Below are 17433 nucleotides of genomic sequence, written 5' to 3' on the forward strand. Positions count from 1 at the left end.
AAGGGCGAGTGGTAAATGCTCGCCCTGTTTCAATACTAAGCCAAATAAACGCTCAGATTGATTACTTACGCTTCATCGAAAGGAAGAACTCTTCGTTGGTCTTGAAGTCCTTCAGTTTATCGATGACAAATTCAGTTGCGGCCGCATCTTCCATTGGATCCAACAGCTTACGCAGAATCCACATACGTTGGAGCTCTTCTTCTGTTGTAAGAAGATCTTCACGACGCGTACCTGAACGACGAATGTTGATCGCAGGGAAGACACGCTTCTCAGCAACGCGACGATCCAGGTGAACTTCGGCGTTACCAGTACCTTTGAACTCCTCAAAGATGACTTCATCCATCTTAGAGCCCGTATCAACCAGAGCCGTAGCAATGATCGTCAAGCTACCACCCTCTTCGATGTTACGTGCCGCACCAAAGAAACGCTTAGGACGCTCAAGTGCATGCGCATCGACACCACCGGTCAGTACTTTACCCGAAGAAGGCACAACCGTGTTGTAGGCACGGGCTAGACGGGTAATCGAATCAAGTAGAATGACAACGTCTTTCTTGTGCTCGGTTAGACGCTTCGCTTTCTCTAGCACCATTTCAGCCACTTGTACGTGGCGTGATGGCGGCTCATCAAACGTTGAAGCTACCACTTCACCACGCACCGTACGCTGCATGTCGGTTACCTCTTCCGGACGTTCATCAATCAGAAGAACAATCAGGTAACACTCTGGGTTGTTACGTGTGATGCTATTAGCAATGTTCTGTAGCATCAGTGTCTTACCGGCTTTAGGTGGAGAAACCACCAATGCACGCTGACCTTTACCAACCGGAGTCACTAGGTCTAAGACACGAGCGGTAATATCTTCTGTACTACCGTTACCGATCTCCATACGCAGACGCTTTTGAGCGAAGAGTGGCGTAAGGTTCTCAAACAGAATTTTGTTCTTGGCATTTTCAGGCTTGTCGTAGTTGATCTCAGCCACTTTAAGCAGTGCGAAGTAACGCTCACTGTCTTTCGGTGGGCGGATCTTTCCGGCAATGGTGTCACCCGTGCGCAGATTGAAACGACGAATCTGGCTTGGCGATACATAAATATCATCAGGTCCAGCTAGGTAAGAGGAGTCCGCTGAACGAAGGAAGCCGAAGCCATCCTGTAGGATTTCAAGAACACCGTCACCGTAAATATCTTCACCACTGCGGGCGTGCTTCTTAAGGATCGAGAAGATGACATCTTGTTTACGAGAACGAGCAAGGTTATCTAGGCCCATTTCTGCTGCGATATCGAGCAGTTCAGGCATGCTTTTTAGTTTGAGTTCGGTAAGGTTCATTTTTTCGTTATGAATAGTGTCGTGCACGACGAGAGCCGCGAGACAGGAATGATTGAAATTAGAAGAAGATTATTTGGGTTGGTCAGAAATCAACCAACGGAGTTAATATATAACCAGTTGGTGGTGCTGTCTAGCCAATAGACAAAGAAAAGGCGGGATATCCCGCCTTTTACCTAATATTTAGATGTTTGCGTCAACAAACGCCGTTAGCTGCGACTTAGACAGTGCGCCAACTTTGGTTGCTTCAACGTTGCCGCCTTTGAAGATCATCAGTGTTGGAATACCACGAATACCAAACTTAGGAGCGGTTTCAGCGTTTTCGTCGATGTTCAACTTACACACTTTCAAACGACCCGCGTACTCAGTCGCAACTTCTTCTAGGACCGGTGCAATCATCTTACAAGGGCCACACCACTCTGCCCAGTAATCAACCAGTACTGGACCTTCAGCCTTTAGGACGTCCTCTTCGAAACTTGCGTCAGTTACGTTTAGGATGTTTTCGCTCATCTGTTCTTATCTCCAATGCGTTTTACGCGAAGCGGTTGCAAGACTTGTCTTAACAAGACATCAACCTTAAATTGCAAAATAACTTGCCCAATAATAGCATCTGCTCACCAATAATGGGAATGATGTCGAGAACTGTGATGAATCCACTAATGAAACACCTGCGTGAAGTCACAGAGGACAGTGTTCGCGTTACCCTGACCCTGTTCAAAATACTCATCCCAGCCATCGTCATTGTACGCCTATTGGAGCTAATCGGTGCAGCCGACTTCTTAGCCGACACACTCAGTGCACCTATTGAGTGGCTAGGTCTACCAGCCATTGCCGGCATTGTCTGGGCCACCACGCTGCTCACCAACATCTACGCAGGCTTAATTGTCCTATTCACCTACTCACAAGCCTGGACACTTGAGCAGATCACATTAATGGGCATCCTCATGTTGGGCGCTCACAACTTGATTGTTGAGATCGCCATCACCTATCGAGGGGGTTGCCGCTTAATGCCGATGATTCTGATTCGCATTGGCGGCGCACTTGGGCTTGCGATCTGTATGCATTGGGTCTACCAAGATATGCCCAGCATGCAGCAACCAGTTAGTTTCGATTTTGCACCTGAAATTGGCGATATCAGTTGGTCGTCTTGGATTAAGGCACAGCTAGAGATGCTGTTTTGGACCGTTGTCGTCATATTTGGCTTAGTGGCCGTTCTACGAATTGCCAAAGTGACGGGTGTAGAGCGCGCCATCGAATATCTGCTTAGACCGATTCTCAAACTGATTGGCATCAAACGTGAAGCCTTACCGATGAGCTTAATAGGGATGACCCTGGGATTAGCCTACGGTGGCGGATTGCTGATCCGTGAAGCAGAGCGAGGCACCATCAGTGGACGCGATATTTTTGCCTCTTTTGCCCTTCTAGGGCTGTGCCACAGCCTGATTGAAGACACCCTACTGATCGCACTAACCGGTGCAGAACTGCACGGCATACTCTGGGCTAGATTGGCTTTTGCGTTAATTATCATTGCCCTACTTACAAGACTACTACCTCTGATATCAGATCAAACCTTCTATCGATTCTTCATGAGAAATCAGGAGTAATATTCAAAACTGAGAGGCGGCCTTGAGTCGTTAAAGTTATTGCCGCCCCCACTCCTTACCACTCATTTCGACCAACCGAGACGCGGCTCGTCGAAAAGAGAAGGCGAGATCATTGGCGGCCGATAATTTTGCCAGTGACGCGCCATTTAGCCCCGTTGCCGACCACTCCATATCCTCGCCCTCTTTGGAGCGAATCATGGTCGTTGCAAACGAACTCGAGTTTCCACCCTTCTCACTAACAAACAGCTCTTCATTTCCATCGCTGCTCTCAAGTTGCGCTGAGAAATCGACAAACAGTTCATTGATTGGGACATTGGCCGACAGCACCAAACGAGTGCGAGATTCATAACACACGTCAATGAGAGTCACGAATCGTCGCGCTTCGTCGAGATAATCGGCATCTAATTGCGGCACGCGCTCTATAATGAGGACAGGAAATCGATTGCATAGGGAAATATAATCGGCCGCGCCAAGTGGTTGGTAGCATAACTCGGCAAAATCAAACCAGGCGCAACGGTCGTTATGTCGTTTGACCTGGACAGAACGACTGAAGAGTACGTCAATGACCTCGTCCTCAGTTCCCGATGCAGTGCCGCCAAATATGGCTTTAAGCTGCGACTGAATGTTGTTATTGCCATGTACATCCTTGTTTGACCAAAAATAGGAATGACCATCCGCTCGAGTTTCGAGTCGATAATCTCTGGCGGAATCCTCCATAGAGATAATGTCGAACCTGTCTTTTAACATGTCTATGAATGGCAAAAAGAGGGATCGGTTAATGCCTCCCTCATACAATGTATCCGGGGAGCGGTTTGAGGTGGCGATCACCACGACATTCCTATCCAATAATAATGAAAACAGTCGTTTCAAAATCATGGCATCGGCAACATCTGTGACTTGAAATTCATCGAAACAGAGGAGTTGAGCTTCCTGTGCCAATTGCTGTGCAACAACAGGCATCACATCATCTAGTGGGTGCTTCTGTTTGAAGACAAATAGGCGATGGTGCACGTCTAGCATGAATTCATGAAAGTGGACGCGGCGCTTGGTAATAGAAGCCTTAACCGACGCATAAAAGAGATCCATTAAAAAGCTCTTGCCGACCCCGACCGGACCATGGATATAGATACCGCGCGGTGGTGGACTAAAAGACCATAAATTGAGTTTCTTTCGAAGAGAGAACTGAGCGGACGCTAAGGATCGCCCAAGTGAAATCGGGCTGTTGCTAGTAGTACTGCTCGCTATCGATTTATCGGAACCCACAGGGACAGGCGGGAGCAAGGCAAGCGACTCATGCAGAGCATCGAGTTTTGCGGCTAGTGTGAGTTGTGCCTCATCTCGTTGCACCTCCCCCGCATCCACCATGCGTTCATAAGCCTCAGTCACGGGGCCTATCGATAGGGGTCGCCGGGTGACGCAATGTTGTGCTGCCATATTCTTCCTAACCGTACTCATCATGAATCTGATCAGTAATACGGTATGGTAGGCAATATATGATCAAGTCTTTCATTGAAACCACTCATCGCGTTTCTCCTATTTGTTAGACAGTTAAAACTTACCCCCAAGCCTCAGTAATATGAAATTAGATCTGTTTATCGGTCTGATAACCTTTTGGCTATAGTTGATAACGAGAGTTATTTGAGCTCAGCTCTGCAAAGGTCTGCAAACTGAGGCAGAACATAAATTGGCTTGTCCCCATCATAGAACTTCAGCTTTACGCCGAATTGGCGAGTCACTTCGTCGAAACTAGTCATCACCCCATGAACTAGAGGGCATGTTTTGGAGACGACAAACGTAAATTTGCTACCCCAACAGTTGTGAGGCTCACACAGACTATAAATTTCAAAAACGAAACCGCCCTCCTCTACGTACTCAACTGGATGCTCCACGGCACCGTTGTCCGGGTATTCAGCCAACCACTGATCTACACCAACCTCGCCTTCAAACAGACCGTTCCATTTCATCCGATAGTCCGGTTTGTCGATCACGTCTGTGAGATAGTCAGGCATTGGTTGTTTTAATACATCGGAGAAATCGTCACGCGTTGGGTTTTCTTCGGCTTGAACTGGAACCGCTAGCATTAACACGCTCAACACAGCTGCTATTTGATTGTTCATAGAAGAGCCCCTCTGTCCTGAGTGGATATCAGTCTCATTTATTTTTTTTGTTTCTGCTGCCCACTTGTTCACCTGCTTTGAAAGCTGCAAGTATTCCTGACAACCCCTTCTTATTTTTTGCCTCGCGAACCGCATCGATTTCAGATTGGTTCAAAGTTATGGCTGGTTTTTTGGACGTGAATTTTATGGAAACAATGAAGCCTACAGCGAAGAAGATGAACAACCCACCAAAGTGCCAAGCTTCAGAAAAACCAAGCCAACGAAGTATTTGGTATACAGGTCCGAGCCAGTCTGCGATTAAGTCTTCATCTAACATCGTTCAGACCCTCCTTTAAACCCTTGATATTTTTTTCTATTGAATCACAGATTAACTTACACCGCCAAAGCCAGGTGTTTCTTACATGGAGTACCCAAGGTTTAAGTTCGAAATTAGTTTTCACAGCAATAAAAAAGGCGACCTTAGGTCGCCTCTCTATACTGCATGCAGCCTCTTAAATTTGAGGGCCTGCAGCAATGATCTTCTCATCAACACCTTCAAATTTTTCGAAGTTGTTAACGAACTGTGCGGTCAGATCGGCACAAGCAGCATCATAATCGGCGCCGTTTGCCCAAGTATCACGTGGCACAAGTAGGTTGTCATCAACACCCTGAACGGTCACAGGCACTTCTAGGTTTAGACCAGGGATGTGCTTAGTTTCCACATCTTTAAGGTGTCCGTGTTGGATCGCTGAGATAATGCCGCGAGTCGTTGGGATGCTGAAACGCTCACCTGTACCGTAGCTACCGCCGGTCCAACCGGTATTCACTAGGTAAACTTTAGAGCCGTACTCTTCGATGCGCTTGATCAGTAGTTCTGCGTACTCGCTTGGTGGACGCGGGAAGAATGGTGCACCAAAACAGGTTGAGAAGGTCGACTTGATGCCGCCGCCTGAACCCATCTCTGTAGAGCCAACCAACGCTGTGTAGCCAGATAGGAAGTGGTACGCCGCTGCCTCTTTGCTCAGGATAGAGACAGGAGGCAGTACGCCGGTTAGGTCACAGGTTAGGAATACGATGTTGTCTGGCTCATCACCCATATTAGTCGCCGAACGCTTCTCAACATGGCTTAACGGGTAGGCACAACGACCATTCTCAGTCAGGCTAACATCGTTGTAATCCGCTTCACGACACTCGTCTAGAACAACGTTCTCGACGATCGCTCCAAAGCGGATTGCATCCCAGATGATTGGCTCGTTTTTCTGGCTAAGGTTGATTGTCTTAGCGTAACAACCGCCTTCTAGGTTGAAGACACCGCCTTTCGCCCAACCGTGTTCATCATCACCGATTAGGTAACGGCTTGGGTCTGCAGAAAGGGTTGTTTTACCTGTGCCAGACAGACCGAAGAAGAGCGTCGTTGAGCCATCTTCACCAATGTTCGCTGAACAGTGCATTGGTAGCACGTCTTTTTCAGGTAGAAGGAAGTTCTGTACAGAGAACATCGCTTTCTTCATTTCTCCCGCGTAACGCATGCCGGCGATCAACACTTTACGTTGTGCGAAGTTCAGAATGACACAGCCATCAGAGTTGGTGCCATCACGCTCTGGCTCACACTCGAAACCAGCAGCGTTAAGAATTTGCCACTCTTCTTTACCCTTAGGGTTGTAGTCGCTTGGACGGATGAAGAGATTTTGACCAAAAAGGTTTTGCCATGCAGTTTCAGTGGTCATACGCACTGCAAGGTAGTGACTTGGATCAGAACCGACATGCACTTCAGAAGTGAAAGACTCTTGCTCAGAAATGTACGCTTCAACACGCGCCCATAATGCATCAAACTTGTCTGCGTCGAATGGACGGTTGATTGGACCCCAAGAGATGGCATCGGATGTGCTTGGCTCTTGGACGATGAAACGATCCATTGGTGAACGACCTGTACGCTTACCTGTAGTAACGACAAGTGCACCTGTGTTTGCTAGTACGCCTTCATTGCGTGCGATAGCAGCCTCAACCAACGCGGCAGGCGTCAGGTTAAGGTGATTCTCTGCGATTGACTCTTTAGTCATCAACTGATCCCTTGGGCTTTAACCCATTTGTACCTAAAAGTTACCGTCCTCAAAGAGGGCGGAACGCGGAAAATAATTTAAATAATATTTTTGGTGGTTGGTTTGAAAGGTCGTGGCCAACTCTTTTTGTAGGTGCGCGATTATCTCATAGCCGGGGGCTCTAACAAACCCCCAGATCGATAACCTTTAGTGTAACGAGTCACTCTCGTTCAATGCCCCATCGTTGTGGAACAGTGCTTTAATGTCTTGCGCATCAAAATCATAGCTGCGATTACAGAAATGACAAGTTGTTGATACGACACCCTTGTGCTCTTCAGCAAGGCTTAAAAGTTCCTCTTCGGTCATCGTTTGCAGTGCGGCCGCACTGCGTTGACGTGAACAGTCACACGAGAAGCTTAACGGCTCGGGATCTGTGATACGTGCGCTCTCTTGGTGGAAAAGACGATACAACAGTGTCTCGTTATCCAACTCGAGTAGCTCATCGTTTTGCAGGGTTTGCGCCAGAGTAGAGATGTGATTCCAATCCTCATCGCCATTGCCAGCAGCCGGTAACACTTGCAGCATCATGCCAGCGGCACGCTGACCATTGGTGGTCAGAATAAGTTGCGTGGGTAGCTGCTCTGATTGGCGGAAATAGCCTTCGATACACTCGGCAACGCTCGCCCCTTCAAGCGGTACAATGCCTTGGTAACGCTGACCCTGTTCAGGCTCCATGGTCAACGCCATGCGACCATTAACAAAGGAGTGATCGAAACGCTCGCCGTGCTTCAGGGTCTCTTCGTCAAAACGAGCAATCGCACGGACCTGGCCTTTATCGTTGCACTCAGCAAGAAGCAGACGCAGTCCACTGTCGCCCTGTGCTTGAAGTGACAAACGACCTTCGATCTTCAAGTTTGAACTGAGTAGCACAACCGCCGCCAACATCTCGCCCAACAGGTGGCGAATCTCATCCGGGTAGTCACCATAAGCAATCGCTTGCTGGAAACTCTCTTCAAGACCGACAACAACGCCTCGCACGTCGGCATTATCAAACAGGACGCGTTGAATTTGATCAGGTGTGCTCATCAGAAGACCTATAATAATTTAACAATTGGGGCGCGATTTTACGCGGAATTGGTGCAGGTTTCAGCTATCAATCTCGTAAATAACCTTTAACCCGCAACAACTCACGACGGCTCTTTTTATCCGGTCGTGCATCAGGCCCTGAGCCCAACTGCTTACGCATCGCAGCGTTCTCTTCGCGCTTATTGATACTGGCTTGAGTCTCAACGTAGAGTTTTTGAGCTTCTGGCGCGCCACGACGTTGATCAGAGAGTGCAACGATCTCGATCTCTTTCTCGTCGTAGCCCTGACGAATCTTAAGCTTGGCACCAATCTCAACCGCTTTACTGCACTTTGCTCTTTGCCCGTTGTAGTGCACCTTACCGCCTTCAATCATCTCTTTGGCAATGCCTCGGGTCTTGTAGAACCGGGCAGCCCAAAGCCACTTATCTAGACGGATACCGCTACTCATTCGTTTACCATTACCTCATTAAAATCATTGATCGACATAAAATCACAATCACTCATGTCGCGTGGGGGCATCTGCAGATCAGGCTGATCAATCGTTAGCAGATGCTTGATGCCGAAATCATGTGCGGACTGCAGAACCGGTAGACTGTCATCCACCATCAATGTACGCTCAGGGTCGAAGGGCTCATGCTTCATAAGAGTCTCCCAAAAGGCTTGCGACTCTTTCGGATAGCCATAGTCGTGTGAACTGATCACACCCTGTACCTCATCCGCTAAATTGGTACGAGAGAACTTTAAATCAACCCCTGCACGGTGCGAATTGGTGACAATCAGCACACGTCGGCCACTCTGTTTGAGCCAAGCAAGAAACTCGGGCACAGAGTGGCGATAGCCAATCTTATCGGCCACCTCATGTTTTAACTCAGCAATCGGAAGCTGAAAGCGTTCGCTCCAGTAGTCAAAGCAGTACCAGTTTAATGTCCCCTGCTCCTCCATAATGTTCGACAGGATATATTTCTTAGCCTCTTCAACATCGATTTGGTGAATCTCTGCGTAACGAGCAGGCAGAAACTCAAGCCAGAAGTGTGAATCGAAGTGAAGATCCAACAGGGTGCCGTCCATATCTAAGAAGACGGTGTCTATCTCTTGCCATTGAAGCATAATCGGGGAACACTCTAGGAAACGTTATTTGGATACCAGTATGCCGATCAAACCGGAAATTTTGAAGGTCACTAAGCCAGAGAAGAGTGCACTGTTTCATGTCGAGCAGGTCGACCTTCGCTTCAGCAATGGTGAGGAGCGTCGATTTGAACGTCTGGCATCCAAGGGCCGAGGCGCCGTCATGGTGCTTGCCATCGATGCCCAACAGAACATCGTTCTGATTCGAGAGTATGCGACCGGCTTTGATGATTATGTCTTAACACTACCCAAAGGCGTGATCGATCCCGGCGAAGATGCCCTACAAGCAGCCAATCGAGAGCTTCAAGAGGAGGCTGGTTTTGCTGCCAATCAACTTCAGGTTATCCGAAATATGAGCGCGGTTCCCAACTACATGGGGAATTCATTGACACTGGTTGTGGCGCAGGATCTTTATGAGAGTCGTTTAGAAGGTGATGAACCAGAGCCTCTGGAAGTTGTGAAATACCCACTGGCGGATATCGAGACACTGGCGATGCAGAGTGATTTTCATGAAGGCCGAGCCATTGCCGCACTGTTTCTGGTCAAGCAATGGCTTGCCGAGCAGTAGTTACTGATCCGCAGACTTACAGGCCAACGTACCAGCTGCAATAACGCGATCCACGCGCTCAGAAAAACCAGCATCAGACCGATCACTACGCAGAATGCGACCGACTTCCAAGTCGTCAAAGCGCTCGTGGACATAATCGGTTAGACAGCTGCAGCGCGCTTCAGAGGCACCTGACACCAGACAACCGTTCATAAACGGTTCGTAGGTTTTGGATCCAAAGTAGTTAACACGAACAATGTAGATGGCGCCCATAACAACGGCGATCCACAACAGAACCTTTGACATGCTTTAAGCCTTGTAAATGATCAAGATGGCCGCATTGTAATCAGAGGTGAACATAATTTCAGCTATCTTTAGTTGCAGATACGAAACAACCGAGTGATCTAAAGACATTACTTTTTGTGCCATTAATAGTCGGGCGAAAGGTGATATGATCGCATCCACTAACTTACCGCCAGGGTTTTTATGCCCTGACTAACTGAAATGATTGGAGCATAAAATGAGCTTTGAACTTCCAGCACTGCCATACGCAAAAGATGCACTAGAACCACACATCTCTGCTGAAACTCTAGAATTCCACCACGGCAAACACCACAACACTTACGTGGTTAAGCTAAACGGCCTAGTACCAGGTACTGAGTTTGAAGGTAAATCTCTAGAAGAGATCATCAAAACGGCACCAGCTGGCGGCGTATTCAACAACGCAGCACAGGTATGGAACCACACCTTCTACTGGAACTGCCTATCACCAAACGGTGGCGGTGAGCCAACAGGCGCTATTGCTGACGCGATCAACGCTCAGTGGGGCTCTTTCGACAAGTTCAAAGAAGAGCTAAACGACAAAGCGGTTAACAACTTCGGTTCTTCATGGACTTGGTTGGTTAAAAACGCTGACGGTTCTTTAGAGATCGTAAACACTAGCAACGCAGGCACGCCAATGACTAACGGTCAAACAGCGATCCTGACTGTAGACCTTTGGGAACACGCTTACTACATCGATTACCGCAACGTACGTCCAGACTACCTAAACGGTTACTGGTCACTTGTGAACTGGGACTTTGCAAACGCAAACCTAGCGGCTTAATCAGTAGCCCGTCATTGAAAAGAGAGCTTCGGCTCTCTTTTTTATTGTCTACTGCACGCCTATTTCCGGTCCCACAACACTCATCACGGTCTCAAGAATGATCGGCTGAGCGACCGCTTTAGGGTGTAGGCCATCTGACTGCATCAGATCCCAATCGGTCGCCACGCCCTCTAACAGGAATGGCACGAGTGGTGCATCAAATGTTTCAGCCAGCTGGGGGAATAGATTAAAAAAAGCGCGGGTGTATCGTGGACCATAGTTGGGCGGTAGCTGAATACCAATCACAATCAGCTTTGCACCTGACTCAGTAATCTTACTGGCCAAAGCTTCAAGATTGGTTTGAATAATATTCAGAGGAGTACCGCGTAAACCGTCATTGGCTCCTAACTCAAGCAGGACCCATTTAGGTTCGTGTAGCTCTAACAGATCGGGAAGTCGCGCCAGCCCCCCGGCTGTGGTTTCACCACTGACACTGGCATTTAATAACGTCAGACCGGAACTTTCCAAACGCTGTTCCATCAACTCTACCCAACCTTCACCCGGGGTTAATCCATAACCGGCCGAGAGGCTATCTCCCAACACCATAATATCCGCTGCCTTAACCGGCAGCGCTAACCAAAAAGCGATGAATAAGTGCAGTATGAAATTCTTTAACAAAACGACCTCGAACCTTTAAAAGCGACGTAACAAACCCAAAATTAATAATAGTCGTAAGGGTATTAGAAGACTATTGGATCATTAAGAGGACACCATGACTAGCCGCTCCGTTCTACTTGAAGCAAAACAGCTGGGAAAACAGTTTAAGACCGGAAGCGGAACACTGGATCTGTTCGTCAATCTCAACCTAACCATTAATGCCGGGGAGACGATAGCGATCATCGGTAAATCTGGCGCCGGTAAATCGACGCTACTCAGTCTGCTTGCGGGGTTGGATACGGCCACCTCTGGGACAGTCGAATTTGAAGGTAAGCCTTTAGAGTCACTGTCGGATGCAGAACGAGCAAAACTCAGAGCCGATAAAATTGCCTTTATTTTCCAATCCTTTCACCTACTGCCCGAGCTAACAGCACAGGACAACGTCGCACTACCCCTTGAGATTCGCCAGCAGCAAAACGCGGAGGCAACAGCGTCGGAATGGCTACAAAACGTCGGGCTGGGTGATCGAACTGATCACTATCCTTCACAACTGTCCGGTGGCGAGCAGCAACGCGTGGCGATAGCGCGTGCTTTTGCAGGTAACCCTGCCCTGCTCTTTGCCGATGAGCCTACCGGCAACCTCGATGAAGCGACGGGGCAGCAAATCGTTGAACAGCTCTTCTCATTAAACGAGCAACAGGGCACAACGCTGATATTGATCACTCACGACCTTGAGCTAGCAAAACGCTGTCAGCGTCGAATTCAACTGAGTAATGGGGCTATCGAGGAGCTGTCATGAGTTCTGCCATTCCCCGCATCGCAAGGCGACAGCTGTGGGTGCAACTGCGCACCATTGAGTGGCGAGTATTAATCCTTGCGGCTCTACTCGCTGTGACACTGACCAGCTTTCTATCGATCGTCAGTGATCGTTTAGAGAGTGGCCTCCTCAGGGAGAGTGCCTCAGTGCTAGGGGCCGATCTGGTCGTTCGATCCAGTCGACCCATTAATGAACAACGCACGGACCTAGCTGAAGAGCTGGGGCTAACCACCACCCGAGTGATTCAATTCCCCACCATGGTCGGTGCTGGTGACAACCTCATCCTAAGCTCAGCCAAAGTAATCTCTGATCCCTACCCGCTCAGGGGAGAGGTGATTACTGATCCACCTATGCAAGTAGCGGTACCTGAGCCTGGAACCGCATGGGCTGAAGAGCGCATTATTGATCAACTGGGTCTGTTGATTGGAGATACCCTGCAGTTCGGTTATGCCGATCTAGTGCTTACCGCCAGGTTAAAACAGTCCCCCGACAGAGGTAGCGGTTTCAACACACTCAACCCTCATCTTCTGGTCAATCAGCAAGATCTTGAGAAGAGCGCGGTACTGGGCCCAGGCTCTAGAGCCGAGTTCCGTCTACTGATCAGTGGTGACAATGATCTGCTTAAAACCTTCGAAGCACGACTAAAACCGACGCTGGAGAACCACGAGCGGATACTGTCACTGATCAATGATCAACCGGTCACCGGTAACGCTCTCGCTAACGGCCTCTCCTATGTTCGTTTGAGTTCACTGACGACCCTACTGCTCGCATCACTGACCATTCTTTTGGCACTGCGTCGCTTCGGTCATGCCCAGCAGAGTCGCAGCGCGCTCTTCTTAAGCATGGGGTTAACACCCAACGCCTTAGTAAGGCTCTATTTTTGGCAGCTCGGCATAGCCGCAACCCTTATCGCAGTGATTGGCGGGATGGCTGGCGCTCTTCTCGCTGGCCTAGCCGATATCTGGCTATCCGGTCTGCTTCCACAAGCGCTCCCTAACGCGCGGTGGACTAGTTACTTAATAGGCCCTGCGTTGGGGTATGCGATGCTACTTCTACTCGGCATGCCTCCAGCCCTGGAGCAGGCCAAGGTGCCCGTTGCACAACTACTACGAAGCGACCAGACAAACACGACTCAAAAAGCAAGCTGGGGACTCTACCTCATCAGTCTGGTACTGCTAAGCGCTGTATTACTGCTATTTTTGGCGGCGCCTGCCGCTGCTGCGGTTTTACTGATCATGCTGGGTATCAGTGGCCTGCTGTTCGGTTGGTTGGCCCAACTGATTCTGCATAGCCTCGGGCGTTTTTTAGCTAACCGTCTTGCCCTTGGGCGTTTGCTCATCATGCGTTTGCGCCAGCAACGTAAATGGCACCGATTACAAGCGGGTGTCATGGTTCTGTTACTGATGTTGTTGAGCGTTATCTGGGTGGCTCGTCAGGACTTAGTCAAAGAGTGGCAAGCGCAATTCCCTGAAGACGTGCCGAACTACTTCTTAATCAATATCCAGGAGTGGCAAAAGCCAGGGGTCGATCAGTTTTTGGCAGATCGCGACATTGATACCGAACTCTATCCCATGATACGCGGGCGATTAGTGGACCTTAACGATGCACCGATCAGACCTCAGCTAAACGAAGAGCAGTTAAAGGATAACTCTCTACGCCGTGAGTTAAACCTGACCTGGCGCCAGCAACCACCGGTGCATAACCAGATCATCCAAGGTGAGTGGTGGGATTCAGACTCTAGCGAGCACCAGATCTCAATCGAGCGGGACATGCTGGAGGATCTAGGGCTTAAACTGGGTGACAAGCTCGGCTTTGACGTCGGTGGCCAACCCGTCAGTGGTGTCATCACCAGTGTGCGTGAAGTGAAGTGGGAATCTTTCCAGCCCAACTTCTACGTCATTTTTTCGCCAGCAGCACTGCAATCTTATCCGGGCACATGGATCACTAGCTTTAAACTGGCCGAGGAGCGCAAAGCACAGGCGAACGAACTGCTTCGCGAATTCCCGTCGTTAACCTTGATCGACATCGATCAACTGATGAAACAGCTCGCTGGCTGGTTAGAACGACTCGCTGAAAGCTCGGCTTTTGTGTTGATCATGACACTGGCGACTGGCCTTATTCTGGTCACTATCACCCTGCTCCAAGCTTTAGAACAGCGTAAAACTGAGGTGGCACTGCTGCAGACATTAGGGGCAAGAGCGACTGAGACCAAACAGCTTGATCTCTTGGAGTTTGGTCTTTTGGGTCTAGTGTGTGGCTCACTCGCTGTGTTCAGTGCAGAGATCACCTTGGCAGCCATGAATCAGTTTTTGTTGAAGATACCGCTCTCTGCTCACTGGGAGCTGTGGTTCACTCTGCCAATACTGGCCAGTTTCGCGTTTATTGCGATAGCCAGTCTGCTGCGTGCTCCACTTAAGATAGAGCAGTGCTATGCCATTCTTAAATCCCATGGGTAAAACTACGGCTAATTCCACTATTGGAGTAGTGTTATTTTTGATCAAAGATGTGTAGAATTCGCTCAAATTTTGATCTAAATCAACAAATTTGAGGGTTTAAAACCATGGCACACGACGAAAACTTCCGTGACAATTCTGGCTGGGGCTGGATCGCAATCAACCTAGTTGCTCTTGCTTGGATCACTATGCCAGTCAGCATCGCATTGACTCAGGTTGTTCAGTGGTAAGCCACTCAACCAACAAAAAAGGAGCCTAATGGCTCCTTTTTTTTGGCTGTACTTTTCCGACTTAGACAGTCAGTGTCTCAACACCCTCTGGCGTTGCCATCAGAACAATATCTGCAGGACGAAGCGCAAACAGACCATTGGTGACAACACCCACCAAGTCGTTCAACTCTCGCTCTAGCCCTTTTGGATTGAGGATCTCCATATCGTGGACATCCAAGATGATGTTGCCATTATCGGTTACAAAGCCCTGGCGGTATTCAGGCTGAACACCCAGCTTCGCTAACTCGCGAGCTACGTAAGAACGAGCCATCGGAATTACCTCTACCGGCAGAGGGAAAGCACCCAATACATCCACCTGTTTAGTCTGGTCGACAATGCAGACAAACTCTTTGGATGCTGCTGCGACAATCTTCTCGCGAGTCAACGCACCACCACCACCTTTGACTAGGTTTAGGTGTGGATCGAACTCATCGGCGCCATCGACGTAGACCTCAATGCCTGAGACTGAGTTCAAATCAACCACTTCAATGCCATGTGCGCGCAGACGCTCGGCAGAAGCTTCCGAGCTCGCCACGGCCGATTCAAATGCACCTTTGTGTGCTGCCAATGCATCAATAAAGCAGTTAGCCGTAGAGCCGGTTCCGATACCAATCACCGAATCCGCTTTTAATTTTGGCAGTACATAATCCAGTGCCGCTTGTGCGACAGCCTGTTTCATTTCGTCTTGAGTCATCAATCCATCTCTAAACAGTCAATTTTTGGGTGTTTTAGCAGCCATTTGCCTGGCTATCTAGACGCAATAGCAGTGAGTCTATACCATTTGCATCCATATTTCTTAAGCAAAACAGCTCTTGATCACTATGCAGCGATACATACGAAAAATTCTTGAAGCGCGTGTTTATGACGTAGCCGTCGAAACCGCACTGGATGACGCACCCGGTTTGTCCGAGCGCACAGGTAACAAAGTCCTACTAAAACGTGAGGATGAACAACCTGTCTACTCGTTCAAAATTCGTGGTGCCTACAACCGTATGGCTCAGCTGACCGATGAAGAGAAGGCGCGCGGTGTTATTACTGCATCCGCCGGCAACCATGCTCAAGGCGTTGCAAATGCGGCTAAGTACCTTGGTATCAAAGCGACCATTGTCATGCCCAAAACCACGCCAGACGTGAAAGTCACCAACGTGCGTCGCTTGGGCGGAAAAGCGGTTCTGCACGGTGATGCCTTTGACGATGCGCGCCAGCATGCTGCAAAACTGGAGCAAGAGAAAGGCTTAACGTACATCCCGCCCTACGATGATCCCGATGTCATTGCAGGACAGGGTACCGTTGCGATGGAGATGTTGCGCCAGCATACTGGCCCCATCGAGGCGATCTTTGTACCGGTCGGCGGTGGCGGCTTGATTGCCGGTGTTGCTGCTTACGTTAAATACCTTCGTCCCGAGACCAAGATCATTGGCGTTGAATCGGATGAGTCCGCGTGTCTTGCACTGGCTATGGAGAAGGGTCGTCGTGCCACACTGCCACAAGTTGGCATCTTTGCGGACGGTGTCGCCGTAGCTCAGATCGGTAAGCACACTTGGGAAATCTGTAAAGATCATGTCGATGAAGTGATCACCGTCAGCGTGGATGAGATCTGTGCGGCCATTAAAGATATCTTTGACGATACCCGTGCGGTGTCAGAACCCGCAGGTGCCCTAGCGGTTGCCGGCCTCAAACGCTATGTCGAGCGCGAGCAGTGCACCGGCAAAAATCTAATCGCCATCAACTCAGGGGCCAACGTAAACTTTGATCGTCTGCGTCATGTTGCTGAGCGTTCAGAGATCGGTGAAAAACGTGAGTTATTAATAGCGGCCAAAATCCCAGAGCGACCAGGTGCCTTTAAGCAGTTCTGTAAAACGCTGGGGAATCGCAACATCACTGAGTTCAACTACCGCTATAGCGACAGCGATGCGGCCGTGGTTTTTGCCGGTGTGCAAATCCGTAAAAACAATGATGGTCGCGAAGAGTTACTGGCCGAACTCAACGACGCATTAGATGAAGTGACAGATCTTACCGATAACGAGGTGGCAAAAAGTCATATTCGCTATATGGTTGGCGGTCACAAGCCTGATGCCTGTGGTGACGAAGCGCTTTTCCGCTTTGAATTTCCAGAGCGTCCAGGCGCGTTGATGAAGTTCCTAAATACTCTGGGTGGGCGTTGGAATATCTCAATGTTCCACTACCGCAACCACGGCGCTGCCTATGGACGCGTTTTAGTGGGTATGGAAGTGCCTAAGAAAGAGCGTTCTGAAGTGCGTAAGTATTTAGACGAGTTGGGCTACACCTGGTTTGAAGAGACCACCAACCCAGCCTACCAGCTCTTCCTAGGTTAACC

The 17433-nt window shown here is 49.2% G+C and carries 19 protein-coding genes; 7 read left to right on the forward strand and 12 right to left on the reverse strand.

Features of this window, described 5'->3' with window-relative positions:
* Positions 1–61: 61 nt before the first annotated feature.
* Both rho and trxA read right to left on the reverse strand, forming a co-directional pair.
* Positions 62–1321, reverse strand: a complete 1260-nt coding sequence (gene rho, locus XMG59_RS04700; RefSeq protein WP_173481811.1) for a transcription termination factor Rho — start codon at positions 1319–1321, stop codon at positions 62–64.
* Positions 1322–1501: 180 nt separating this feature from the next.
* Positions 1502–1828 carry a thioredoxin TrxA gene (gene trxA / locus XMG59_RS04705; RefSeq protein ID WP_173481753.1) on the reverse strand — a complete coding sequence of 109 codons (327 nt, stop codon included), beginning with the start codon at positions 1826–1828 and terminating at the stop codon, positions 1502–1504.
* Between the two features lie 137 nt (positions 1829–1965).
* On the opposite strand from trxA, the gene XMG59_RS04710 reads away from it, so the two are divergent.
* The gene (locus XMG59_RS04710; RefSeq protein WP_254442854.1) at positions 1966–2922 is read left to right on the forward strand and encodes a hypothetical protein; all 957 of its coding nucleotides are present in this window, start codon (positions 1966–1968) and stop codon (positions 2920–2922) included.
* Positions 2923–2958: 36 nt separating this feature from the next.
* On the opposite strand, the gene zapE is transcribed toward XMG59_RS04710, so the two are convergent.
* The 7 genes from zapE to yrfG form a co-directional block, all read right to left on the reverse strand.
* Positions 2959–4356 carry a cell division protein ZapE gene (gene zapE, locus XMG59_RS04715; protein WP_217363691.1) on the reverse strand — a complete coding sequence of 466 codons (1398 nt, stop codon included), beginning with the start codon at positions 4354–4356 and terminating at the stop codon, positions 2959–2961.
* A gap of 200 nt (positions 4357–4556) precedes the next feature.
* Positions 4557–5039: an Ivy family c-type lysozyme inhibitor gene (locus tag XMG59_RS04720; RefSeq protein ID WP_173498305.1), complete on the reverse strand. Its 483-nt coding sequence runs from the start codon at positions 5037–5039 to the stop codon at positions 4557–4559.
* A 34-nt stretch (positions 5040–5073) separates the two neighbouring features.
* Positions 5074–5355 (reverse strand): hypothetical protein, encoded by a 282-nt coding sequence (locus XMG59_RS04725; RefSeq protein ID WP_173481749.1) that lies wholly within the window; start codon positions 5353–5355, stop codon positions 5074–5076.
* Positions 5356–5530: 175 nt separating this feature from the next.
* Positions 5531–7078, reverse strand: a complete 1548-nt coding sequence (locus XMG59_RS04730) for a phosphoenolpyruvate carboxykinase (protein ID WP_173481748.1) — start codon at positions 7076–7078, stop codon at positions 5531–5533.
* Positions 7079–7264: 186 nt separating this feature from the next.
* Positions 7265–8143 (reverse strand): Hsp33 family molecular chaperone HslO, encoded by an 879-nt coding sequence (gene hslO / locus XMG59_RS04735; protein WP_173488793.1) that lies wholly within the window; start codon positions 8141–8143, stop codon positions 7265–7267.
* Between the two features lie 67 nt (positions 8144–8210).
* Entirely contained in the window at positions 8211–8591 is a 381-nt protein-coding gene (hslR, locus tag XMG59_RS04740; RefSeq protein ID WP_173481746.1) for a ribosome-associated heat shock protein Hsp15, read from the reverse strand.
* Positions 8588–9250: a GMP/IMP nucleotidase gene (gene yrfG, locus XMG59_RS04745; RefSeq protein WP_173481745.1), complete on the reverse strand. Its 663-nt coding sequence runs from the start codon at positions 9248–9250 to the stop codon at positions 8588–8590. The genes hslR and yrfG overlap by 4 nt, the downstream gene beginning before the upstream one ends.
* A gap of 40 nt (positions 9251–9290) precedes the next feature.
* On the opposite strand from yrfG, the gene nudE reads away from it, so the two are divergent.
* Entirely contained in the window at positions 9291–9836 is a 546-nt protein-coding gene (gene nudE, locus XMG59_RS04750) for an ADP compounds hydrolase NudE (protein ID WP_173481744.1), read from the forward strand.
* On the opposite strand, the gene XMG59_RS04755 is transcribed toward nudE, so the two are convergent.
* Positions 9837–10121: a hypothetical protein gene (locus XMG59_RS04755; protein WP_173481743.1), complete on the reverse strand. Its 285-nt coding sequence runs from the start codon at positions 10119–10121 to the stop codon at positions 9837–9839.
* A gap of 214 nt (positions 10122–10335) precedes the next feature.
* Between XMG59_RS04755 and XMG59_RS04760 the strand changes: the two genes are divergently transcribed.
* Positions 10336–10920: a superoxide dismutase gene (locus XMG59_RS04760; RefSeq protein WP_173481742.1), complete on the forward strand. Its 585-nt coding sequence runs from the start codon at positions 10336–10338 to the stop codon at positions 10918–10920.
* Between the two features lie 48 nt (positions 10921–10968).
* Here the strand turns inward: XMG59_RS04760 and XMG59_RS04765 are convergent, their stop codons facing one another.
* Entirely contained in the window at positions 10969–11577 is a 609-nt protein-coding gene (locus XMG59_RS04765) for an arylesterase (protein ID WP_254443080.1), read from the reverse strand.
* Positions 11578–11671: 94 nt separating this feature from the next.
* Here XMG59_RS04765 and XMG59_RS04770 point away from each other — a divergent pair, with 94 nt between their 5' ends.
* The 3 genes from XMG59_RS04770 (at position 11672) to XMG59_RS12170 (ending at position 15056) form a co-directional block, all read left to right on the forward strand.
* Positions 11672–12355, forward strand: coding sequence for an ABC transporter ATP-binding protein (locus XMG59_RS04770; protein ID WP_173482562.1), 684 nt, complete (start codon positions 11672–11674; stop codon positions 12353–12355).
* Entirely contained in the window at positions 12352–14829 is a 2478-nt protein-coding gene (locus XMG59_RS04775) for an ABC transporter permease (protein ID WP_173498306.1), read from the forward strand. The genes XMG59_RS04770 and XMG59_RS04775 overlap by 4 nt, the downstream gene beginning before the upstream one ends.
* 104 nt (positions 14830–14933) lie before the next feature.
* Positions 14934–15056 (forward strand): hypothetical protein, encoded by a 123-nt coding sequence (locus tag XMG59_RS12170; protein WP_256368476.1) that lies wholly within the window; start codon positions 14934–14936, stop codon positions 15054–15056.
* A gap of 61 nt (positions 15057–15117) precedes the next feature.
* Here XMG59_RS12170 and rpiA read toward each other — a convergent pair whose 3' ends face one another.
* On the reverse strand, positions 15118–15789 hold the full coding sequence (rpiA, locus tag XMG59_RS04780) for a ribose-5-phosphate isomerase RpiA (protein WP_173488789.1): 672 nt from the start codon (positions 15787–15789) through the stop codon (positions 15118–15120).
* Between the two features lie 127 nt (positions 15790–15916).
* On the opposite strand from rpiA, the gene ilvA reads away from it, so the two are divergent.
* The gene (gene ilvA / locus XMG59_RS04785) at positions 15917–17431 is read left to right on the forward strand and encodes a threonine ammonia-lyase, biosynthetic (RefSeq protein ID WP_173481738.1); all 1515 of its coding nucleotides are present in this window, start codon (positions 15917–15919) and stop codon (positions 17429–17431) included.
* Positions 17432–17433 lie beyond the last annotated feature (2 nt).

The sequence above is a fragment of the Marinobacterium sp. xm-g-59 genome, from assembly GCF_013283315.1.
GTDB lineage: Bacteria > Pseudomonadota > Gammaproteobacteria > Pseudomonadales > Balneatricaceae > Marinobacterium_E.